Below are 23,112 nucleotides of genomic sequence, written 5' to 3'. Positions count from 1 at the left end.
AATGGAGAAACACCATGAAACCTACAATGGCAATTAAGCCTTTGGTTTTTGCACTGGCAGCAGTCCTCGCAGTAGCCGCTCAAGCGGCTGAACACGGCAGCAACGACCATCGTGGAAATGATAACGATCCAAGCCCTCTGCTGAGCCTGCTCGTTAATGCCGGTTCCGCAGCCACCGTGATGGATTCACAGAGCAGCCATGACAACACTGTCCTTAACCAAGGCACGCAAAACAATGCGACCGTCGAAGGTTCGGCCTCTAACGCCAATGGCAACTTGGGGATCAACGTCGCGGGCGGCGACGCGAACCAACAGGACAACGCTGCGGCCATCGCAACCGCTGACGAAAGCTTCATTTTCGGCAGCGCTATTTCGGCGACCAGCGCGACCCAGACCAACACCGGTAACGCAGCGGGCAACTACTCCACTCACAGCAACGCGTCGCTCAGCAACTCGGCCAATAGCAGCTCGGGTAACGTGGGAGTGAACGTCACTTCTGGCGACTACAACCAACAGAAAAACAACCTGGCCATCGCGGTATCTGGCGGTCGTGTTGCGTCGGCATCGGCGTCGGCTAACCAGACCTCCAGCGCCACTTCCGTGGGCAACTACGCAACTCAGACCTTTGACAAAGTCACCCTGAAAGACACCGTTGACGTCACCGGTACCTACAAGGGCAAAGGCGAAGGCACCGTGGCTAATAATGAGCACCGCGGCTGGGGTGGCGAACGCAGCACCAAAGACAAACTGGCCTTCACCGAAAGCGGCACTGTTGAGCTGAGCGGCGTGGCGACTTATCAGGTATTGACCCCAAGTGGTTGGGCCAACCCTGTGACCAACAGCGCATCGTTGAGCAATTCGTTGAACAACGTGTCGGGCAACGTCGGCGCCAACGTGGCGGCTGGCATCGGCAACCAACAAAGCAACTCGCTGTCCATCGCGGCGGGCTGCAAAGCCTGCATGTAAAGGCAACGGTGAACGGGGGCTCTCCTGGAGAGCCCCCTTTTTTCCAGCTGCACAATGCAGAGGCTTAAACCATGCGCAGCAGCGCCCTTTTCTGCTTGTTATTTCTGGCGGGGCTGACCCAGGCCGGCCAAATGGCGGTCCCAGGGTTGCCCGGAGCGAACCTGGTGTATAAGCACGTTCAAAGCATTCGCGAGCGTCGTTTTAGCGATTTAGTCGAACAAAAAACTGATTTCAGCTGTGGCGCTGCCGCACTGGCCACAGTATTGCGTCAAGCCTATTGGCTGGATGTCACGGAAAACCAACTGATTGAGGGCATGCTCGTGACCGCGGACCAGAAACTGGTGCGCACTCAGGGCTTCTCAATGCTCGACATGAAACGCTATGTAGAAAGCATCGGTATGCGCGCGCGCGGTTACCGCATTCCAGCAGACAGCCTGGATCGCCTGACCATCCCGGTAGTAGTGCTGATGGATATTCGCGGTTACAAGCACTTTGTAGTCATGCAAAAAGCGCAAAAAGAGTGGGTCTATATCGGCGATCCGGTATTGGGTCACAAGCGTTATTCCCGCGAGGATTTTGCAAAAGGTTGGAACGGCATCATTTTCGCGGTTATTGGCCCAGGGTATGACAAGAATAACGCCTTACTGGATCCTCCTCTGCCGGTGACTGCCAAGGGTCGGTTGGACACCTTTAAACCGGTGCGGGATGCTGAGTTGTTGGATTTTGGCTTTATGAAAAGTGATTTCTTTTAAAAACACTTGATGATTTACCAATAATAAAAACAGCACCGGGAGCCGCACATGAACATGCACCAGTGGTTAGCCGCCGCTTGCCTGGCCGCTAGTTTACCCACGCACGCCTCGTCATTATTTCAACCCATCGAACTTAAAGACCAGGAACTGTCCCAATTGCGCGGGCGTTATGTCATGCCGGACCGAATTGTTTATTTCGGAATGACCATGACCAGCACCTGGCAAAACGCCGCGGGCGATGTGCTGGGGGCAAAAACAACACTGCAAGTCCAACAAAATACTATCAAGCCTCAATTCTACGTTTCGCTTATCAATCAAAAAGGTGATGGTTCTACGCCGGTAATCGGCAGCGGTTCTATCACTGGCGGTGCCGGTTTGAACACTGTTCAAGGCGTGGCGCAAAGCACCCGAACGGCGGGTGACAGCAACAGCGCCAATAACACCGTCGATATTAACGTCCAGCAAAACGGACAAGTGCCCAGTATTGCAACCCATCAGGGCGAACTCTTAAACAGCGGAACAACCCTCAGCACAGCGAATGGCGCCGGTGCGTTGTCGGTATCGTCAGTCAACGGTGGCGTGCAGTTAGCCATCCAGGCCGCTAATAATCAGGGGGATGCTTTGCAACGTATTGCCGCGGGTGGTGTGAGCCAAGCAGTCAATCTGATCGGCGCTGGAAATCAGGTTCAAAACTTGACGCAACTCAATGTTGTGCTACGAAACGATCTCCCTTCCGCCGGTTCATTAAATAATAACCTTGAGCAATTAAAGGGGCTCCGATCCCTGGGTTATTGAACTACGCTCTGTCTCATAAAAAAGACACTCATGGAAGGCTAAAAACTATGTCCCGATCGTTCTCGTTTCGCGCGGTTGTTTGTTTAAGTGCACTATTGCCAGCGACCTTTATTCAGGCGGCAACAGATGCCGATGTCGACACACTGAAACAGGAACTTCTGGAACTGAAACAACGTTACGACGTTCAGCAAAAAGCCTTAATGGTGCTGGAACAACGGGTTCGCCAGGTCGAAGACCAACCCGCTACGCCGCAACCCAAACGGCTGGTTCGTTCACCGGCCACACCGGCCAACAACGGCAGCACCGTGTCCACCGCCAGCAGCGACGCCCGCGCGCCCGGCACATCAGCCTCCAGCAGTTCGTATGGGCAATCGCTGAAAGACGATTCGGCACCGGCGCAAAGCGTGACCAACCTGTATGACGAGGCCAGCGGGTTTTTCGGCGGCGGCACTTTCAGCCTGGAGACCGGCCTTACCTATACCCACTACGACACGCACCAATTGATCCTCAATGGCTTCCTGGCGCTGGATTCAATCTTCCTCGGCAGCATCGGCGTCGATCAAGTCAAGGCCGACAACTGGACCCTGGACTTGACCGGCCGTTATAACTTTGATCAACGTTGGCAGTTCGACCTCAACGTGCCGGTCATCTATCGCGACACCACCTACTCCTCAGCGGGGGCTGGCAACTCGTCCACCGCCATCTCCGAAGTCGACGTCAAACGCAATCCGACCGTGGGCGATATCAACTTCGGGGTGGCGTATAAATTCCTCGATGAAACCGCCAACAGGCCCGACGCGATCTTTACCTTCCGGGTCAAGGCGCCCACGGGCAAAGACCCGTATGGCATCAAACTGCAACGCTCCAGCCAAAACGACAACCTCTCGACACCCGAAAGCCTGCCGACTGGCAACGGCCTATGGTCGGTGACGCCGGGCCTGTCGCTGGTTAAAACCATTGACCCTGCCGTGCTGTTTGGCAGCATTGCTTACACCTACAACCTGCAAGATTCGTTCGGCGACATCAGCCCTACCGAAGGCATTAAAGTGCCGGGCAAGGTCAAGCTGGGCGATACGTTCCAAATAGGCGCAGGCATTGCGTTCGCCCTGAACGAAAAAATGAGCATGTCGTTCTCGGTGTCTGATTTGATCGCGATGAAAAGCAAGGTCAATCAGGATGGCGCAGGCTGGCAAACTATCAGCAACAGCGATGCTAACGCCGGTTACTTCAACATCGGCATGACCCTCGCGGTCTCAGACAAACTGACCATCGTGCCTAACCTTTCCGTGGGCCTCACCTCTGACGCACCGGACTTCACCTTCAGCGTTAAATTCCCGTACTACTTCTAAAGATGGCTTACATGAAAAGCCCGCGATCATCGCGGGCTTTTTGTTTACGACCTGTAGGCTTCAACGAATCTGATGTTTATGCAGCAACCGGTAAAAAGTCGGCCTCGACACGCCCAATACCTTGGCGGCCACACTGAGGTTATCGCTGTGCCGTGTGAGTACGTCACACAGTGCCTGACGTTCGGCCCGGGACTTATAGTCATCCAGCGTGCCCATGGTGCTGATCACTTCATGCTGGCCCACCAGCCCCAAATCAACTGCTTCGATTTGTCGACCTTCAGCCAACACCAGCCCACGACGAACCCGGTTTGCCAGTTCACGAACGTTGCCCGGCCAGTCATGTTTGCCCATGGCCACCAGCGCATCCTGACTAAAGTTACGCGGACGACGGCCTGTTTCCTGGCTATAAAAGTGCGCAAAATGGTTGGCCAGCATCGCCAAATCACCGTGGCGCTCACGCAACGGTGCGGTGCCCACTTGCAGGACATTTAACCGGTAATACAAATCTTCGCGAAACCGGCCTAACGCAATGGCCGCTTCGAGGTCCACATGGGTCGCCGCCAACACCCGAACATCGACCGAGATAGGTTCACGACCGCCCACGCGCTCAATGTGTTTTTCCTGAAGAAAGCGCAACAAGTTGGCTTGCAACTCCAAGGGTAAGTCGCCAATTTCATCGAGAAACAACGTGCCGCCATTGGCGGCTTCGATGCGGCCGATCTTGCGTTGATGGGCCCCTGTGAACGCGCCTTTTTCGTGACCGAACAGCTCGGACTGAATAAGGTGCTCAGGAATCGCGCCGCAGTTGATCGCCACAAAAGGTTTGCCTTTGCGGTGGGACTGCTGGTGCAAGGTGCGAGCGACTAACTCTTTGCCCGTGCCACTTTCGCCACGAATCAATACCGGCGATTCGGTGGGCGCCAGTTTGCTCAGTAATTTGCGCAGTTCACGGATCGGCCGGCTTTCCCCCAGCAGTTCATGTTCGAGTTCTCGAACTTGAACCGCTCCCTGTCCACGCAAACGTGCCATGCCGTAGGCACGCCCAAGGGTGACCTGAACGCGGGAAACATCGAACGGCAAGGTATGAAAATCAAAAAACCATTCGCAGACGAAATCACCGAACTGCTGGCGCCGGAGGTCTTCAGGACTGACCACGGCGATCCATTCGGTGTGACTGCGGGTGATCAAATCCTTGACCGCTTCCGGGTGTTCGACGTGATAAGGCAATAGCCGAAGCAAGCCCACATCACAGGAACGTTCAACCGCCAACTCCAAGGTGCTGCTGTCTACACCCCACCCAGCATCGCGTAGCGCGGGGATCAATCGATGACAATCGTCGCAGGGATCAACAACTAACAGGCGACGCAGTGGAGCCGATTCTTGCATAGAGATTCCTTGACGCCAGATTTTATAACTCTTTTAGAAACAGTAAGTTGGCAAGCCCGGCTGTAACACTAGCAAAACATTGACGCGCGCTTATATTGTTTAGCTATATTTTTCCTAACTAAAACCACTAATGAATTAACTCGGTAATGACAGGAAGCCGGTTGTTTCATATCGCGTACTGCCCGGAGATCCCCAGCCACAGGCGCTCACCGATGAAACACTGGATTATTAATTTTTTTACAAGGGGTTGTGACTTAACCCGACGCTGAGATCATCAGTAAAAGGAACCAGCCGAACGGTAAGCCCATCGACGGTGAATGAACTATTCAGGACACAGAGAGGAACCCTCATGAACGTTCCATTGCGCTTTAACGAAGCACTTTTGATCGCGGGTCATGCATTCGAACCTTTTCAATGCGTCGCCTGGGCCCCGCAAGACGGTAACGGCGAACTTAATTTGACGGTCATTGACCGCACGAATAACAGCATTGGCCGACAACGAATCCCCAGCAGCGTTTATTGCGACCCTGCGCAGTTGGAACGACTGTTGGAACAGGTGCGGGCTGAGATCAGGCAGGGGGGGTACAGATTGATGCCGTGGTCGATGCCGGTTTGAGGCGCTTCAAGTCCAACGCATCGCTAACACGTTGGCTCCTACAGGTTTTATAGGGATCGCCCGAGAACTGTAGGAGAGTCCGCCACGTCTTCGACGACGCGCTGTCGCGCAGCAAACACAGGACAGCAGCAGAAGATACTGTGGGAGCAGGCTTGCCTGCGAAGAGTCCCGTCATCGCGCCGCTGATGCCAACCTGAAATTTGGGTCGCCTGCATTGACGCTTTCGTTGGCAAGCCAACTCCCACAGAAACTTCGGCAGATAAGAAAGGGTAGGCGCAGAGAAATCTTATCGCAGCCTTCCGCAGCTCCTACAAAATTATGGCGAGACGTCCCATCTGACACACCACTTATTACCACGCAAATATGCCCTTTATCGACAACGCATCAATGTGGCAATAATCCGCCCCTAGCGCCGACGCCAGTTGCAACGCCCTTCCCAACCTTATTGGCCCGGATTCAATATCAATCAACACACTGGGGCATTCGAGCTTGGCCATCACCGGCATATCTTTCACACGGCCATCAGTCAGTACTAAAACCCGTTGTTGCTCGTTCGGACGCTGTTGTTGCCGCACGGTCAGCCAATGATTAGCCAATTGCAACGCAGCAAAAAGCGGGGTTCCGCCCCCCGCCCCCAAGTCGTCCAACCATGGCTTCAAACCGGCTGGGGCTTTTAGGCCTTGATGCTGCCAGCGCGGTGAGTCACCACTGGCTGTCAACAGCGCCAGGCGCACGCGGCGGCGGTAGGCGTCATCGAACAACTGGCTTAATAACCCTTTGGCCTGACTCAGCGCGTGATGACGTCGAGTAGAGGCCGAGGCGTCGACGATGACCAACCACAATTCCTGAGGCTGGCTGCTGCGCGGCATGCGAATCAGGTCTTTTCGGGTACGCGGTCGACCCCTAAACAGGGTCGGTACCCAGCGAACTGCGCCGTCGACGCCGTTCCGCGCAGCGCCGCGTTTGCCGCCGATCAGGCTGCCGGGGCGGGGGGTGGCATCCGCCCCCAGCGCTAAACGAGGGCGGATGCCTACGGCTTTTTTGGCCAGCTCGGCACTTCACGGCGCTGGCCGACGGGCACGGCTTGCGCAGGTAATGCTCCCCAATTGCCCTGGCCGTCACGCGTGTCGTCAGGTTGTTCGTTGGGAGACTGATCCGTGACGGGCGGTGCAGTGGCCTCGTTCGGCGGCGGTGGATTACGGCGCCGGTGACGTAGGGCAAATTCCGCCACTGCGTTGATGTCCTCGTCGACGATTTCCCATGCCCCTCGCCACGCCGCATGGGCGCGCGCTGCCCGTAACCAAACCAGATCCGCCCGCATGCCATCAACGCCGGCCTCGAAACAGCGCTCGGTGATCTGCGCCAGGGCGTTGTCGTCCAGCGCAATGGTCGGTAGCAGCGCCCGGGCCTGCTCGCAGCGCTGTTTCAGCGCTTCTTGCTGGGTCTCCCACGCAGCGCAAAAGGCCACGGGGTCGTTATCGAAATCCAGACGTCGACGGATAATCTGCCCACGCTCGGCCGGCGCGGTCTGCCCACTAAGGGCTACGTTCAAGCCAAAGCGGTCCAGTAGCTGTGGGCGTAACTCACCTTCTTCAGGGTTCATGGTGCCAATCAACACGAAACGCGCAGAATGACGGTGGGAGATACCGTCGCGCTCCACAACGTTGACGCCACTGGCGGCGACGTCGAGCAACAAATCAACCAGGAGATCTGGCAGCAGATTGACTTCATCGACGTACAACACTCCGCCGTCGGCCTTGGCCAGAACGCCCGGTGAAAACTGTGCCCGCCCCTCACTCAATGCAGCGTCCAGGTCCAATGTCCCGACCAGCCGCTCCTCGGTCGCACCCAACGGCAGCGTGACGAATTGCCCGCTGGCCAGCAGATCGGCCAACCCACGGGCAAGGGTCGATTTGGCCATGCCTCGGGGCCCTTCGATCAGCACGCCGCCGATTCTCGGGTCGATGGCTGTTAAGCACAGGGCCAACTTGAGTTCGTCGGCGCCCACCACTGCCGCGAGGGGGAAATGCGGGATATCGCTCATGGACAATTCTCAAAAGTGATCAATGTTCTTCGATGTCCAGCAGCAGGTTTTCCAGGGCCTGGCGGTAATCGCCGGGTGCTTGCCAGAGCCCGCGCTGCTGAGCCTCCAGCATGCGTTCGGTCATGTCCCGCAGTGCATCTGGATTGTGCTGCTGAATAAAATCCCGGGTCGATGGGTCAAGCAAATATGCATCAGCCAGCAATGCGTATTGATGATCGTCGATCAACTGAGTCGTGGCGTCGAAGGCGAATAAGAAGTCCACGGTTGCGGCCATCTCAAACGCGCCTTTGTAACCGTGGCGTTTGACCCCTTCGATCCACTTCGGGTTGGCCGCACGGGAGCGCACCACCCGATTCAGCTCTTCTTTAAGGGTTCGAATTTTCGGTAAATCCGGCTGACTGTGGTCGCCGTGGTAGCTGGCGGCGGGTTGGCCGCTGAGGCTTTCCACCGCAGCCAGCATGCCGCCCTGGAATTGGTAATAGTCATTGGAATCGAGCAGGTCATGCTCGCGATTGTCCTGGTTTTGCAGAACCGCTTGCACTTGGCCCAGGCGTTGGGCGAAACGCTCCCGGGCGGGCGTGCCTTCGTCGGCCACGCCGTACGCGTAACCGCCCCAATTCAGGTAAACCTCGGCCAAGTCATCGCGGGTTTGCCACAAACGCCCGTCGATGGCGCCTTGCACCCCTGCGCCGTAGGCACCCGGTTTGGCGCCGAAAATACGCCAACCCGCTTGGCGCGACGCGTCCTCAGTGGTTAAACCTTCGCGTTCAAACCTGAGCCGTTCTTCGCGGACCTTGGCCGCCAGCGGGTTCAGCTCATCCGGTTCATCCAAGGCAGCGACGGCCTGTACGGCCGCATCAAACAGTCGAATCAGGTTGGAAAATGCATCGCGAAAGAACCCGGAAACCCGCAGCGTCACGTCGACCCGAGGACGATCCAGCAGGCTCAGCGGCAAAATTTCAAAATCATCGACCCGCTGACTGCCGGTGGCCCAGACCGGACGCACGCCCATCAGGGCCATGGCCTGTGCGATGTCGTCGCCACCGGTGCGCATGGTAGCGGTGCCCCACACCGACAGACCCAACTGACGCAAGTGATCGCCGTGGTCCTGCAAATGACGCTCAAGCAGCAGGTTGGCCGACTGGAAACCAATACGCCACGCGGTGGTGGTCGGCAGGTTTCGCACGTCTACTGAGAAAAAATTGCGCCCGGTCGGCAGTACGTCGAGGCGACCACGGCTCGGTGCGCCGCTGGGGCCTGCCGGGACAAATCGACCGCTCAGTGCATCGAGCAACCCTTGCATTTCAGCCAGGCCACAGGCATCAAGGCGCGGCGCAACCACTTCGCGCAATGAATGAAGAATAAGTTTTAAGTCATTGTTTTCAGATAACTCGTCTATTGGTGACCCGTGCAGCACTTGCTCAATCAGCTGCGCCGCATACAATTCCAACCGCTCTCGAACGTCGCCAGCCGTTCGCCAAGGGTCTTGGCTGACGCTGAGCAACGCATCGGGCCGAGGGCCGTTCCAAGGCTCGGATAACTCACAGTTCAACGGGTCGAAACCTAAATCGAGAGCTTTGCTCAGGGCCCGTAGCAAGCTCGATTGAGCGCCACGGCCGTCGCCTCGGGGGATGCGTAATAGGGCCAGCAAGGTGTCGATGCGCAACCGACCGCTGGGCGATTCGCCGAAAATGTGCAAACCGTCGCGAATCTGCGATTCCTTGAGGTCGCACAAATAGGTGTCCAGACGCGGCAGCCAGCCCCCCGCATCGGCGTCGCTGTCGAGCTGCTCGCCCAGTTGCAGCTCGCGGTCGATGTGGGTTTCCCGGACCAGCTTAAGAATGTCGCGTTGCAGTTCCCGTGCCCGGCGTGGATCGAGCAATTGCGCTTCGTAGAACTCGTCGGCCAGCACTTCCAGGTCACGCAACGGGCCATAGGTTTCGGCTCGGGTCAACGGCGGCATCAAGTGGTCGATGATCACCGCTTGGGTACGGCGCTTGGCTTGAGCCCCCTCGCCCGGATCGTTGACGATGAACGGATAGATGTTCGGCATCGCGCCTAATACCGCGTCCGGCCAGCAGGTCTCTGACAACCCCACGCCTTTGCCCGGCAACCATTCAAGATTGCCGTGTTTGCCAACATGGATCACCGCATGGGCGCCGTAGGCTGTGCGCAACCAGAAATAGAACGCGAGATAGCCGTGGGGCGGCACCAAATCCGGGTCGTGATAGACCGCACTGGCATCGACCTGGTAACCCCGTGCTGGCTGAATACCAACGAAGGTCATTCCAAAACGCAGCCCAGCAATCATCATGCGCTCGGCGCGAAACATCGGATCGGCCTGTGGCGCACCCCAACGCGCAGTCACCGCCTGTTGATTGGCCAATGGCAATTGACTGAATGCCGCCCAGTAATCGTCCAGCGCCATGCTCTGCTCGCAAGGACGTTGGTCAATGGTTTCCAAATCATTGGTGACGCCGCCGAGCAGCGCATGGATCAAGGCCGTACCGCTTTCGGGCAACGGTGTCAGCAGGTAACCCTGCGCCTGCATCTCGCGCAAAATATTCAGCGCGGCGGCGGGTGTGTCCAGGCCCACGCCATTGCCGATGCGACCATCGCGGGTCGGGTAATTGGCAAGTATCAGTGCAATGTGTTTTTGCTCGTTCGGCAGCCGTGCCAGCTCAATCCAGCGCTGCGCCAACTCGGCGACAAAATCCATGCGTTCAGGCTGAGCGCGATAACACACCACGTCCGACTGGCTGCGTTCGCTGTGCCACGCCAAGTCCTTGAAACTGATCGGCCGACTGATAATCCGCCCGTCCAGCTCCGGCAACGCGATGTGCATTGCCAAGTCCCGCGCGCCCAAGCCTTGTTCACTGGCCTGCCAAGCGGGCTCGTTGTCCTGCGCACAAATAGCTTGAATGACCGGCACGTTGCGCCGAAACGGTCGCAGATGAGGGGCTTCGGGGCTGGATTGGGCAAAGCCGGTGGTATTGAGGATCAGCTCAGCCCGGACCTGATCGAACAGGTCCTCCACCACCGCCAGACAACCCGCTTCTTTCAAGCTGGCGACTGCAATGGGCAGTGGATTCAGGCCCTGAGCCTGCAAACGGGCGCAAAACACGTCGATAAATCCAGTGTTGGCCGCTTGCAGATGGGAGCGATAAAACAGCAGCCCTACCACCGGTTGCGACGGCTGCCATTGGGCTTGCCAATCGCTCAGGTTCGCGTTGGTTATGTGCGGGTGATAAATCGCGGTACGTGGCAGGGTGGCCGGTTCAGCCCATGGATAGTCACGCGCCAGAAAGCGACTGGCCAAGCACCGATACAGCTCCAGCGCATTGTGCAGGCCGCCCTGGCGCAAAAAATGCCAAAGCCGCTCGCCCTCTTCCGCCGTCACGTTGCTTAAGCCGCTAAGCTCCGGGTCAGGCCGGTCATCGCCGGGCACCAGAATCAGCTTCACACCACGCTCAGCCAACTGCACCAGGCGCTCGACGCCGTAACGCCAATAACCGATACCGCCGTGCAGCGAAATCAAAATAACCTTGGCGTGTCGCAGCACTTGGTCGACATACAGGTCCACCGATGCATGATTCTGCACTTGCATCGGGTTGGCTAGGCGCAGACTTGGGTAGTCGTCGGGTAACTGTTGCGCCGCTTCAGCGAGCAGCGCCAAGTGGGAATCGCCGCTACAGAGAATCACCAGCTCGGCCGGGGTTTGCCCCAAATCGGCGATGCTGTCGTCGGGGACGAATCCGCCGGGCTGGGTTCTCAGTAAATGCATGGGTCAGCCAGCAACCGTTGCGCGCAACTGGGCTTCAAGCACCCCGGCGTCGAGCTTCTGACCGATCAACACCAAATGGGTTACTCGCTCTTCGTCGGCACGCCACGCGCGGTCGAAATGTTTGTCGAAACGGGTACCGACACCCTGAATCAGCAAACGCATCGGTTTGCCCGGAATCGCGGCAAAGCCTTTGACCCGCAAAATACCGTGCTGCACCACCAATTGGTTCAAGGCATCGAGTAACACGCTTTCGTCAGCCTGCGGCAAGGTGATTGAGATCGAGTCGAATGCGTCATGGTCATGATCGGCAGGGTCTGCGCCTTCATGAGAATCGTGATGGCTATGGCGACCGTCGATATGCAACTCGGACTCGGCGGCCAAACCCAACAACACGCTGATCGGCAAGCGACCATTGCTGGCTTCGATCACTTTCACCGCTGGCGGCAGCTCTTCCGAGACTTCGGCACGGACTGCGGCGAGGCCGGCAGCGTCCATCTTGTCAGCCTTGTTGAGGATTACCAGATCAGCGCTGGACAGCTGATCGGCGAACAACTCGTGCAGCGGCGATTCATGGTCCAGGTTCGGATCCAGCTTTCGTTGGGCATCGACTTGATCCGGGAATGCCGCGAAGGTACCGGCCAGTACTGCCGGGCTATCGACGACGGTGATTACCGCGTCAACCGTGCAGGCGTTGCGAATTTCCGGCCACTGAAAAGCTTGAACCAAGGGTTTTGGCAACGCCAGGCCAGAGGTCTCGATCAGGATGTGGTCCAGATCGCCACGGCGTGCGACCAGTTCGCGCATGACGGGGAAGAACTCTTCCTGAACCGTGCAGCACAAGCAGCCGTTGGCCAACTCATACACCCGGCCATTGGCTTCTTCTTCGGTGCAGCCAATGCTGCATTGTTTGAGCAGGTCGCCGTCAATCCCCAGTTCGCCGAACTCGTTGACGATCACCGCGATGCGCCGACCGTCAGCGTTATCGAGCATATGCCGCAGCAAGGTGGTTTTGCCCGAACCGAGGAAGCCGGTGACGATGGTGACAGGAAGTTTGGCCAGCGTTTTCATTGGGTGCCCTTTGGCAAAGCGGCGGGCAAAACAGGACGAGAACCACGCAGCGCAGGCGCGCGGATCAACTCGCCACCGGATCACCCCGCCCGGTTGTAGTGAGAATTCTGATGTTGAGGCAGGTCTCCTGGCTTGCGGTGGCGTGTCGAGCGCCTCTTCGCGAGACGTCCTGCACGCGTTCATTGCGCCTTCCCGCGTCAGGCGCAGTGGCTGTGCAATGAACATGACCGATTACAGTTGCGGGGGCAGCCGCGGCATTGACCGCGTTCCCTTCTTAGCCCCGACCTGCGCCGGAGAACCTCAAGCGTGCAAGGCTACGCAGTGACCTTGGGCAGGTCAATCACCAGCGCCGTTTGACGGGATGTGCGATTGACGTTTTGCGCTGAGTCATGGTCTCCTGCCACGCTTTGTCGGTACCTGAGGACAGCACGATGTCGACGACGCTGGTGGTGGGGCTTGGCTGCCAGCGCGGCTGTCCCGCCAGCCTGTTGCTTGAACTGATGGAGCAGAATTTGGCGGCTCACGGGTTTCTCATCGAAGCGATTGCCGCCTTGGCCTCCATTGATCAGAAAAGCGCTGAACCGGGACTGCTGGCGCTGGCCACGCAGCTCGCTCTGCCCTTGGTGTTTTTCAGTTCGGCCGAACTGGCGGACTTCGATGCGCAGTTGAGCCATCGATCGGCGCTGGCCTTTGCGCATACCGGTTGCCATGGCGTGGCAGAAAGTGCCGCCCTGGCCCTGGCGCAACGCCTCAGCGGACACCCCGGTACCTTGCTCATCAACCGCAGCAAAAACCGACGCGCGACATTTGCCTTGGCGGGTGATGTGCCTAATCGTCGATAATCCGCATCCTTGCTCACTTCAGCTATCCCTTCGCAGCTTCAGGAGATTCCATGACCGTCTTTTTCATCGGCGCAGGCCCCGGCGACCCGGAGCTGATCACGGTCAAAGGCCAACGTTTGATCCGCAGCTGCCCGGTGATTATCTACGCCGGATCATTGGTGCCGACGGCAGTGCTGGAAGGCCATAACGCGTTGCAGGTCATCAATAGCGCGGAGTTACACCTGGAGCAGATCATCGCCGTGATGAAGTCTGCTCATGAACAAGGCCAAGACATCGCCCGGGTTCATTCGGGCGATCCGAGCCTGTATGGCGCAATCGGTGAGCAAATTCGTCACTTGCGCGAGTTGAGCATCCCGTTCGAGATCATCCCTGGCGTTACCGCCACCGCTGCGTGCGCAGCGCTGTTAGGTGTGGAGCTGACGTTGCCGGACATTTCCCAGAGCGTGATTTTGACCCGCTACGCGGATAAAACCTCGATGCCGGTTGGCGAGGAATTGGCCAGCCTGGCGCAGCATCAGGCGACCATGGCCATTCATCTGGGGGTTAACCATCTGCCCAAGATAGTGGCCGAACTTGTTCCCCACTACGGCGCCGATTGCCCGATTGCGGTGGTCCATCGCGCCAGTTGGCCGGATCAGGACTGGGTGATAGGCACTTTGGCGGACATAGAAGAAAAAGTGCAGGCCAAAGGTTTTCGCCGCACCGCGTTGATTCTGGTGGGCCGGGTGTTGGGCAATGACAACTTTTCCGACTCATCGCTATACCGCGCCGGGCATGCCCATGTGTTTCGGCCTTGAGTGATGACCTCTGTAAGAGCCAACGTGTTGGCGAGGCGTCTTTCAGCCACCGCGCACTGAACTCCAACCAAAAAAAATACCCCGAACCAGTCGGGGTACTTTTTTGTTCAGGCCACGCCGCAGCTTTAGTAGTAGGCGTGCTCTTTTTGCGAGTGATCGGTCACGTCACGGACGCCTTTGAGTTCAGGAATGCGTTCGAGCAATGTGCGCTCAATCCCTTCTCTCAAGGTAACGTCAGCTTGGCCACAGCCTTGGCAGCCGCCACCAAATTGCAGGACCGCGATGTTTTCGTCGTTTTCTTCGACCACATCGATCAACGTCACTTGCCCGCCATGACTGGCCAGACCAGGGTTGATTTCGGTTTGCAGGTAATAGTTGATGCGCTCGTTGATCGGGCTGTCGGCATTGACCATAGGTACTTTGGCGTTTGGCGCCTTGATGGTCAGTTGGCCGCCCATGCGATCAGTGGCGTAGTCGACAACGGCATCGTCTAGAAAGGCTTCGCTGAAATTATCAATCCAGGCAGTGAAGCTTTTCAGGCCAATGGCGTTGTCTTCAGGTTTTTCTTCGCCCGGCTTGCAATAAGCAATGCAGGTTTCAGCATATTGGGTGCCAGGCTGGGTAATAAACACGCGGATGCCGATGCCCGGGGTGTTCTGCTTTTCGAGCAGATCGGCCAGATAGTCGTGGGCAGCATCGGTAATAGTAATAGCGGTCATGAAAATTCCTCGCAGACGTAGCCGGAGTTTACGCCAATCGCTCGCGCCGCACAAAGTCCTAGTAATTTTGTCGGGAAAGGGCCGCATCGGTCTTTTCGGTCCGATGCCGATCCAACCAGCCCTTGAGACGACGATACAGTCCTTTTTCGAGCCATTCATAACTGACCCAAGCACCCAAACCGATCACTGGCACGCAAACCGCAAACACTGCGTAGGGATTGAGCCCATAACGCTCGGCCGCCAGCCAACCGCTGTACAGCACCAACACATGCAGCAAATAGACCGAATACGAACAATCCCCCAGCGCCTTGAGCAATCGGTTGCCCTCAACATACGGTTCTAATGAGATACAGGCGATGACGATCAATGCACTCGGCAGGCCCCAGTTGATAAACCGATCATTTGCCGGCAAGTGATAAATAGTGATCAGCGCGCCCGCGATCGCTAATAAGGGCAGCCACAGCCCGTTGGCAATCCAACCGCGACGATAAATCACGCCAATCCCAATCCCGAGCAGAAACTCGTAAACGATGTCGTTTCGATAAAAATGGCTGATCACGCCATAGCGGGCCAGCACGCCATTGACGGCAAACAATGCCGCCGCCACCAACAGTGGACGATGGCGCTGGTGAACCAGAAATACCGTCGAGAATAATAAATAGAAGAGCATTTCGTAATTCAGCGTCCATCCCACATTGAGGGTTGGATACATACCGTAGCCGCCGGGATTTTCCGAAGGGATGAACAGCAGCGACAGGATGAAATGCTGCCAATCGACAACGGCATGCGGCATCAACGGCTTGGCAACTACGATCAAAAGGCCCATGGCGGCGGTGTAGACCCAATACGCGGGCACGATGCGGATGATGCGATTGACCATGAAGCGGCCGATGGGCATGTCTTTGCTTTGTGTCGACAGGTAGATCACCAAGCCGCTGATCACGAAGAAGATATCGACCCCTACCTGCCCCCGATCAGTGAAAAACTGCCCTATCGGGCCAGACGCATGAAAATCAAAGAAAATCTGCATGAAGTGGTGGCATACAACGACCCATGCGGCGAGTGCCCGCAAGGCTTGAACCGAAATCAACATCCGCAACTCACCTGTTTTCCAACCGCGATCAAGAACCTCGAACAGCTAATGCCCCAGGACGTGTTCATAGTTCCGACCGCGTAAAGGCCGAAAAGGTTGCGCCGGTTTGATGACCGGTAGATGGCTGCAGGCCATGTTTAACAAGGAATTAACCCGGTTTCTCTAGGAGCGCGCTTGCCGGTGATGGAGCTGACGCGGTATTCCGGATTCACCACAGCGCCAAAAAGCTGCGCGACAATGCGATATCGACGAAGCGGCGCCACCCCCTACAAATTCTCATACCGATTCATGTCCAGAATCCCTGCCTCTACTGGGTTGGTCTCTTGGAGATAGCGTGTCAGGTCGTGGAAGAAATCCCAAAAATGCGGGTTGCTGCGGCGTATGCCCCAGCGTTGGACGATCTTTTCAAACGCGTTGTTATCTCGGGCCCTTTCCATTGCCGCAACGAACTCCGGCACCTCGACCGCCGGGAGGTCGAACATGAAATTCGGGTAACTGCTCAGCACGCCGGGGTAGACCGTCAACGTGTCCAAACCGGGCTGATAGCGCGACTCATCGCCGAGGATGAACGCCACATTCGTGTGCGCTCGGTTGCGCAACATGCTGTATATCTCGCGTTTACCGTCACCAGCGTGGACGCGCAGCATGGTGGCCTCAGGGAGGTAATCGACAACGTGCAACCCGGCGGCAGGCCTGGCAGTCAAACGACTCAAGGCCTGCTCGGCGTCCTGCAACTCGGGTTCAAGGTTCGGCCGCGAACAGTACGCACCCCTACAACGATTGATCGGGTCTGGCTTTGCATTCAAGTCGCCATAGCGACGAATCAATTGCTGAGCAAAATCGTGCTCGGGGTCTTTATTGTCGAGAATCAGGCCGGTTGGGGTATCGTCATCAACTTTCTGATAATCGAGCCAAAGCCTGACCTTGCCACCCTCCTGGTACCAATCGTCCAGAAAATCATCGCGGGAGTCGGCAGGCATCAACCGCAGAAAATTGACCTCCGCGCCGTTGCGTATCAAATCGAAATACAGCCGGGTCTGGGCTTGATGTGCGACGTTGCCGAACACATCGAAATTGACCGCCAACTGATAATAGGTACGCTCCAACAAGGGAAAGTCGAACAGCCACATCGTCTGCGGCACTTCGCCAATCAACCCCTTATCCACCGATGCGCTGTCAAAATGGCGAAAGATCGACAACAGCGCATTGTCATTACCCGCCCAGAGGCTTGACCAACTGGGCGGCGGCGCGGCCGCATAGGCGTCGCTGCGCAGAGACTCATACTCATTGCGCTTGTCACGATACGACAGCCACAGGGTCAAAATGCTGCCGACATCGTCGATCTGCCCCGGCATGGCCAATAGCGGCGTCGCTTTGGCGCGATAGGCTGAGTTGGTCAGATAAAGGTCATGGCTTGGGTCTTGGAAAAACGCCCAGAAATTGTCCCGAATGACGTCACTGGCGATTTGCCCCCGACACACCGGGCCGCGAATGAAGGTGCGGACGAAATATTCGGCGTTATCGAGCATGAATTGATACCGGGCTTGAGCAGGAATTTGCTCGAAAGTCTCGAACGGATTGGCCCGACGACGCGGTCCATAGCCGGGCAACGAATCCACCGTCCAGTTACCGCTGTAGAACAAAGCTTTGACCCGCGCCATTTTGGCGGGACTCATGGGATAGGTGATGTGAGTCTTGTGCACGATCACGCCTTGTACCGGCCACAACCGGTAATAAACCAAAGTGCCAGGATCGTCGTTGGGACGGCGGGTGTTGATCAAGTCAATCGGCTGGCCACTGGGCGTGCGCGAGCGAACCCACTGGAAAAAATGCCCCGGCTCGCCGCCTTCGAAATAGATGTGTGCGAGAAACAAATGTTCGTACAGCCAACGAGCGACCAACGATTCGCGAGCGCCAGGCGCGTTGAGCAAGGATTCCCACTGGGTGATCTGCGACACCTCGTTGGCATTGGGCGAAAGTCCCCGTTCGTCAATGGGCGCACCCGCCGCCAGCCAGCGGCGTAAGGTTTGGTACTGCTGATCCGTCAAACCGGTTACTGCCAGTGGCATGCCCTCTTTAGGGTGGCTGGCGGCGTAACCCGCGAACTCTCCCGGCACAGGGCATTGATTGTCCCGGTTCATGCCCAGCAGGATCTCGGCGGGTATTTTGGCGTTGGCGAGCAAGGGCATGTTGTGCCCCAGCTCAAGCATGCGCGCCATCAAGGCCGCTTGACTGGCCTGCGCGTCCAGCACGGAATAAAAGCCTTTTTGCTGCCAGGCACTGGCGCTGTGGGCGTCGAGATAGAGGCGGGTCGGTGCTTGGGCATCGCGCCGCTCACCGTCATAGACCCGAATTTTGCTGGCACCGCGGGCGGCACCTTCGCCACTGCCGAGGTTAAGCTGGCAGGCCGAGTCATAGCAGGCATGGCAGGCCACACATTTCTCGGTAAAAATCGGCTGGACATCGCGGGTGTAAGAAATCGAGGGGGAATCCGACGCCAACGGCTCCTGTGCGCGCACGCCGCAGCAAATCAATAGCAGTAGAAAACTAACCAACAACCGATACGGCATATCCAACGTCCAGACAATTAACGCGGTAATTCTATCGAGACTGTCACCCTTCCAACATGAGCGATATTCATGCAAAACCGCGGCTCTCACTAAAAGCGCGCAGGTTTGCTATTATCCCCGACCTTCTGTATCAGCCTATTTCAGGTAGTCCTATGTCCGATCGCAGCGTTCGCCTCTCAGCTCTCCAAAAAGCCCTCAAAGAGCGCATTCTGATTCTCGATGGCGGCATGGGCACCATGATCCAGAGCTATCGGCTTGAGGAAGAGGACTACCGGGGCAAACGCTTTGCTGATTGGCCAAGCGACGTCAAAGGCAACAATGACCTGTTGATTCTCAGTCGTCCGGATGTGATCGGGGCTATCGAGAAGGCCTACCTCGACGCCGGTGCCGACATTCTCGAAACCAACACCTTCAACGCGACCCAAGTGTCCCAGGCCGATTACGGCATGGAAGCGCTGGTCTACGAGTTGAACGTAGAAGGCGCCCGCCTCGCCCGCAAGGTGGCTGACGCAAAAACCCTGGAAACGCCGGATAAACCGCGTTTCGTCGCCGGCGTTCTAGGTCCGACCAGCCGCACCTGCTCGCTGTCGCCAGACGTCAATAACCCGGGCTATCGCAACGTTACTTTCGATGAATTGGTGGAAAACTACACCGAAGCCACCCTCGGGCTGATCGAAGGCGGCGCCGACCTGATTTTGATCGAGACGATTTTCGACACGCTGAACGCCAAAGCGGCGATTTTCGCGGTACAGGGCGTGTTCGAAGACGTCGGATTTGAATTGCCGATCATGATTTCCGGGACCATCACCGATGCCTCGGGCCGTACCTTGTCCGGGCAGACGACCGAAGCGTTCTGGAACTCCGTCGCCCACGCCAAACCCCTCTCAGTGGGCTTGAACTGCGCGCTGGGTGCCGCTGATTTACGGCCTTATCTGGAAGAGCTGTCGAATAAAGCCGGCACCTATGTGTCGGCTCACCCTAACGCCGGTTTGCCCAACGCCTTCGGCGAGTACGACGAAGAGCCGAACCAGACGGCCGCGATCATCGAAGAGTTTGCCCAGAGCGGTTTTCTCAACATTGTTGGCGGCTGCTGCGGCACCACCCCTGCGCACATCAAGGCCATCGCCAATGCGGTGAGCAAGCACCCGCCGCGCGCTATCCCGGATATCCCGAAAGCCTGCCGCCTGTCAGGCCTGGAACCGTTCACCATTGATCGCAGCTCGTTGTTCATTAACGTCGGCGAGCGTACCAACATCACCGGTTCCGCACGTTTTGCCCGGTTGATTCGTGAAGATAACTACACCGAAGCCCTGGAAGTTGCCTTGCAACAGGTCGAGTCCGGCGCCCAGGTGATCGACATCAACATGGACGAGGGCATGCTCGATTCGAAGAAGGCCATGGTGACCTTCCTCAATCTGATTGCCGGCGAACCGGACATCTCCCGCGTACCGATCATGATCGACTCCTCCAAATGGGAAGTGATCGAAGCCGGCCTGAAATGCATTCAGGGCAAGGGCATCGTCAACTCCATCAGCATGAAGGAAGGTGTCGAGCAGTTCATTCATCACGCCAAGCTGTGCAAGCGCTACGGCGCCGCCGTGGTGGTCATGGCGTTCGATGAAGACGGCCAGGCCGATACCGAGAAACGCAAAAAAGAAATCTGTAAGCGCTCTTACGACATTTTGGTCAACGATGTGGGCTTCCCGCCGGAAGACATCATCTTCGACCCGAACATTTTTGCCATCGCAACCGGCATCGAAGAGCACAACAACTACGCGGTCGATTTCATCAACGCCTGTGCTTACATTCGCGACCACCTGCCCCACGCCCTGACCTCGGGCGGCGTGTCCAACGTGTCGTTCTCGTTCCGGGGCAACAACCCGGTGCGTGAGGCGATTCACTCGGTGTTCCTGCTGTACGCGATCCGCAACGGCTTGAGCATGGGTATCGTCAACGCCGGGCAGCTGGAAATTTACGACCAGATCCCTACCGAACTGCGCGATATCGTCGAAGACGTGGTGCTCAACCGCACCCCGCACGGCACCGACGCGCTGGTGGCGATTGCCGACAAGTACCGGGGCGACGGCAGCGTCAAGGAAGCAGAAACCGAAGAGTGGCGCGGCTGGCCGGTGAACAAACGCCTGGAGCATGCCCTGGTCAAGGGCATCACCACGCACATCGTCGAAGACACTGAAGAGTCGCGGCAGTCGTTCAAGCGCCCGATCGAAGTCATCGAAGGCCCGTTGATGTCCGGCATGAACATCGTTGGCGACCTGTTTGGCTCGGGGAAAATGTTTCTGCCACAGGTGGTGAAATCGGCGCGGGTGATGAAACAGGCCGTGGCGCACTTGATCCCGTTCATTGAACTGGAAAAAGGCGACAAGCCGGTGGCCAAGGGCAAAATCCTCATGGCCACGGTCAAGGGCGACGTGCACGACATCGGCAAAAACATTGTCGGCGTGGTCCTCGGTTGCAATGGCTACGACATCGTCGACCTCGGGGTGATGGTGCCTGCCGAGAAAATTCTCTTGGCCGCCAAAGAACACAAGTGCGACATCATCGGTTTGTCGGGCCTGATCACGCCTTCCCTGGACGAGATGGTCCACGTTGCCCGGGAAATGCAGCGGCAGAACTTCTTCCTGCCACTGATGATCGGCGGCGCAACGACCTCCAAAGCGCACACGGCGGTGAAAATCGAGCCCAAGTACAGCAACGATGCCGTGATCTACGTCACCGACGCCTCCCGCGCCGTGGGTGTGGCCACGCAATTGCTGTCCAAGGAGCTGAAACCGGCCTTCATTGAGAAAACCCGGCTTGAGTACATTGACGTCCGGGAACGCACCGCCGCCCGCAGCTCCCGCACCGAGCGCTTGAGCTATGGCGCAGCGTTGGCGAAAAAGCCCAAGTTCGAGTGGTCCAGCTATCAGCCCGTGAAACCGACGTTCACCGGTATCAAGGTGCTGGAGAATATTGACCTCAACGTGCTGGCTGAGTACATCGATTGGACGCCGTTCTTTATCTCGTGGGACCTGGCGGGCAAGTACCCGCGCATCCTCACTGACGAGGTGGTGGGTGAAGCTGCCACGTCATTGTTTGCCGACGCTAAAGAGCTTCTGCGCAAACTGATCGACGAAAAACTGATCAGCGCCCGGGCCGTGTTTGGCTTCTGGCCTGCTAATCAGGTGGATGACGATGATTTGGAGCTGTACGGCGATGACGGCGTGCCTCGGGTCAAGCTGCACCATCTGCGGCAACAGATCATCAAGACCGACGGCAAGCCTAACTTCTCCCTGGCCGACTTTGTAGCGCCCAAGGACAGCGGCGTGACCGATTATGTCGGTGGGTTTATCACCACCGCCGGCATCGGCGCTGAAGAGGTCTCCAAGGCTTACCAGGATGCCGGCGACGACTACAACGCGATCATGGTCAAGGCATTGGCCGACCGGTTGGCCGAAGCCTGTGCCGAGTGGCTGCACCAGCAGGTGCGGAAAAACTATTGGGGTTACGCCAAGGACGAGCAACTGGCCAATGAAGACCTCATCAAAGAGCAATACGTCGGCATTCGCCCCGCACCAGGGTACCCCGCGTGCCCGGACCACACTGAAAAAGGCACGCTGTTTGATTTGCTCGACCGTGGTGACGATGGCCAGACCGGGCTGAGCGGCGTGTTCCTGACCGAAAGCTACGCGATGTTCCCTGCGGCTTCAGTCAGCGGCTGGTATTTCGCCCACCCTCAAGCGCAATACTTCGCGGTCGGCAAAATCGACAAGGACCAGATCGAAAGCTATACCGCGCGCAAAGGCCAGGACTTGAGCATGACTGAGCGCTGGCTGTCGCCAAACCTGGGTTATGACAACTGATTGCATTTTTGCCTGAATAAAAACGGCCCTTCGGGGTCGTTTTTCATTTGTGGCCTACGCTCATCACTTACCTACCCTTTAATCGACCGTAGGAGCCAACGTGTTGGCGCCTACAGGGACTGGGTTAGACAAGCACATCTGCGAGGACGTATGAACGACTCACCAGACAACTCCAAGGGCAAACCACCGACGCTCTGGCAAATGCTGCAGAGCGTCACGGCAGCCGCCTTTGGCGTACAAAGTGGCAAAAATCGCGAACGGGACTTTACCCATGGAAAGCCGAGCCATTTTGTCCTGCTGGGGATTTTGTTTACAGGGGTGTTTGCGCTGACGCTGTTTGGCATCGTGCAGTTGGTGTTGCACTTCGCAGTGGGATAGACATCTGCGACGCCTACATGACGCACTGTCCGACACGCGTGCCGGACAGCCGCAGGTTGCTTTCGTTATTGGTGGCTCACCCAAAAAACGGCCG

General features: G+C 57.4%; 17 protein-coding genes and 1 riboswitch. Of the genes, 9 read left to right on the top strand and 8 right to left on the bottom strand.

From position 1 onward, the window contains the following. Positions 1 to 14: 14 nt before the first annotated feature. The 4 genes from RHM59_RS03615 to RHM59_RS03600 all read left to right on the top strand — a co-directional run bounded on the left by RHM59_RS03615 (position 15) and on the right by RHM59_RS03600 (position 3,861). On the top strand, positions 15 to 965 hold the full coding sequence (locus tag RHM59_RS03615) for a heme utilization protein (protein ID WP_322285966.1): 951 nt from the start codon (positions 15 to 17) through the stop codon (positions 963 to 965). A 71-nt stretch (positions 966 to 1,036) separates the two neighbouring features. Continuing rightward, the gene (locus RHM59_RS03610) at positions 1,037 to 1,717 is read left to right on the top strand and encodes a C39 family peptidase (RefSeq protein ID WP_322164564.1); all 681 of its coding nucleotides are present in this window, start codon (positions 1,037 to 1,039) and stop codon (positions 1,715 to 1,717) included. A gap of 48 nt (positions 1,718 to 1,765) precedes the next feature. After that, positions 1,766 to 2,512 carry a hypothetical protein gene (locus RHM59_RS03605; protein WP_322164565.1) on the top strand — a complete coding sequence of 249 codons (747 nt, stop codon included), beginning with the start codon at positions 1,766 to 1,768 and terminating at the stop codon, positions 2,510 to 2,512. Between the two features lie 47 nt (positions 2,513 to 2,559). Beyond that, positions 2,560 to 3,861, top strand: a complete 1,302-nt coding sequence (locus RHM59_RS03600) for a hypothetical protein (RefSeq protein ID WP_322164566.1) — start codon at positions 2,560 to 2,562, stop codon at positions 3,859 to 3,861. A gap of 60 nt (positions 3,862 to 3,921) precedes the next feature. Here the strand turns inward: RHM59_RS03600 and RHM59_RS03595 are convergent, their stop codons facing one another. Beyond that, on the bottom strand, positions 3,922 to 5,247 hold the full coding sequence (locus RHM59_RS03595) for a sigma-54 dependent transcriptional regulator (protein ID WP_322164567.1): 1,326 nt from the start codon (positions 5,245 to 5,247) through the stop codon (positions 3,922 to 3,924). Positions 5,248 to 5,596: 349 nt separating this feature from the next. Between RHM59_RS03595 and RHM59_RS03590 the strand changes: the two genes are divergently transcribed. Continuing rightward, entirely contained in the window at positions 5,597 to 5,863 is a 267-nt protein-coding gene (locus RHM59_RS03590) for a hypothetical protein (protein WP_322285965.1), read from the top strand. A 350-nt stretch (positions 5,864 to 6,213) separates the two neighbouring features. Here the strand turns inward: RHM59_RS03590 and RHM59_RS03585 are convergent, their stop codons facing one another. The 4 genes from RHM59_RS03585 to cobW are packed head-to-tail and all read right to left on the bottom strand — an operon-like array spanning position 6,214 to position 12,759. Beyond that, positions 6,214 to 6,873, bottom strand: coding sequence for a vWA domain-containing protein (locus RHM59_RS03585; protein WP_416195071.1), 660 nt, complete (start codon positions 6,871 to 6,873; stop codon positions 6,214 to 6,216). A gap of 20 nt (positions 6,874 to 6,893) precedes the next feature. Continuing rightward, positions 6,894 to 7,907, bottom strand: coding sequence for an ATP-binding protein (locus tag RHM59_RS03580; protein WP_322285964.1), 1,014 nt, complete (start codon positions 7,905 to 7,907; stop codon positions 6,894 to 6,896). A gap of 19 nt (positions 7,908 to 7,926) precedes the next feature. Then, positions 7,927 to 11,691, bottom strand: coding sequence for a cobaltochelatase subunit CobN (gene cobN / locus RHM59_RS03575; RefSeq protein ID WP_322285963.1), 3,765 nt, complete (start codon positions 11,689 to 11,691; stop codon positions 7,927 to 7,929). A gap of 3 nt (positions 11,692 to 11,694) precedes the next feature. Further along, entirely contained in the window at positions 11,695 to 12,759 is a 1,065-nt protein-coding gene (gene cobW / locus RHM59_RS03570) for a cobalamin biosynthesis protein CobW (RefSeq protein ID WP_322164572.1), read from the bottom strand. 99 nt (positions 12,760 to 12,858) lie between these two features. Next, positions 12,859 to 13,077: riboswitch (cobalamin riboswitch) on the bottom strand. Positions 13,078 to 13,190: 113 nt separating this feature from the next. On the opposite strand from cobW, the gene RHM59_RS03565 reads away from it, so the two are divergent. Continuing rightward, complete coding sequence (locus RHM59_RS03565) at positions 13,191 to 13,601, top strand: cobalamin biosynthesis protein (protein WP_322285962.1); 411 nt, start codon at positions 13,191 to 13,193, stop codon at positions 13,599 to 13,601. A 50-nt stretch (positions 13,602 to 13,651) separates the two neighbouring features. Continuing rightward, entirely contained in the window at positions 13,652 to 14,398 is a 747-nt protein-coding gene (gene cobM / locus RHM59_RS03560) for a precorrin-4 C(11)-methyltransferase (protein ID WP_322164575.1), read from the top strand. A 125-nt stretch (positions 14,399 to 14,523) separates the two neighbouring features. Here the strand turns inward: cobM and nfuA are convergent, their stop codons facing one another. The 3 genes from nfuA to RHM59_RS03545 form a co-directional block, all read right to left on the bottom strand. Then, positions 14,524 to 15,117, bottom strand: a complete 594-nt coding sequence (gene nfuA, locus RHM59_RS03555; protein ID WP_322164577.1) for a Fe-S biogenesis protein NfuA — start codon at positions 15,115 to 15,117, stop codon at positions 14,524 to 14,526. A 58-nt stretch (positions 15,118 to 15,175) separates the two neighbouring features. Next, on the bottom strand, positions 15,176 to 16,210 hold the full coding sequence (locus RHM59_RS03550) for an acyltransferase (protein WP_322285961.1): 1,035 nt from the start codon (positions 16,208 to 16,210) through the stop codon (positions 15,176 to 15,178). A gap of 266 nt (positions 16,211 to 16,476) precedes the next feature. Next, positions 16,477 to 18,780 carry a fatty acid cis/trans isomerase gene (locus tag RHM59_RS03545; protein ID WP_322164579.1) on the bottom strand — a complete coding sequence of 768 codons (2,304 nt, stop codon included), beginning with the start codon at positions 18,778 to 18,780 and terminating at the stop codon, positions 16,477 to 16,479. A gap of 152 nt (positions 18,781 to 18,932) precedes the next feature. Between RHM59_RS03545 and metH the strand changes: the two genes are divergently transcribed. Together metH and RHM59_RS03535 are read left to right on the top strand one after the other, a co-directional pair. After that, entirely contained in the window at positions 18,933 to 22,640 is a 3,708-nt protein-coding gene (gene metH, locus RHM59_RS03540; RefSeq protein ID WP_322285960.1) for a methionine synthase, read from the top strand. Positions 22,641 to 22,790: 150 nt separating this feature from the next. Next, a complete protein-coding gene (locus tag RHM59_RS03535) occupies positions 22,791 to 23,018 on the top strand; it encodes a DUF2970 domain-containing protein (RefSeq protein ID WP_322164581.1) in 228 nt (75 codons plus the stop codon). Positions 23,019 to 23,112 lie beyond the last annotated feature (94 nt).

The sequence above is a fragment of the Pseudomonas sp. MH10 genome, assembly GCF_034353045.1.
Lineage (GTDB): Bacteria > Pseudomonadota > Gammaproteobacteria > Pseudomonadales > Pseudomonadaceae > Aquipseudomonas.
The sequence above is the reverse complement of the archived record's forward strand: the minus strand, read 5'-3'. Positions and strand labels throughout refer to the sequence as shown.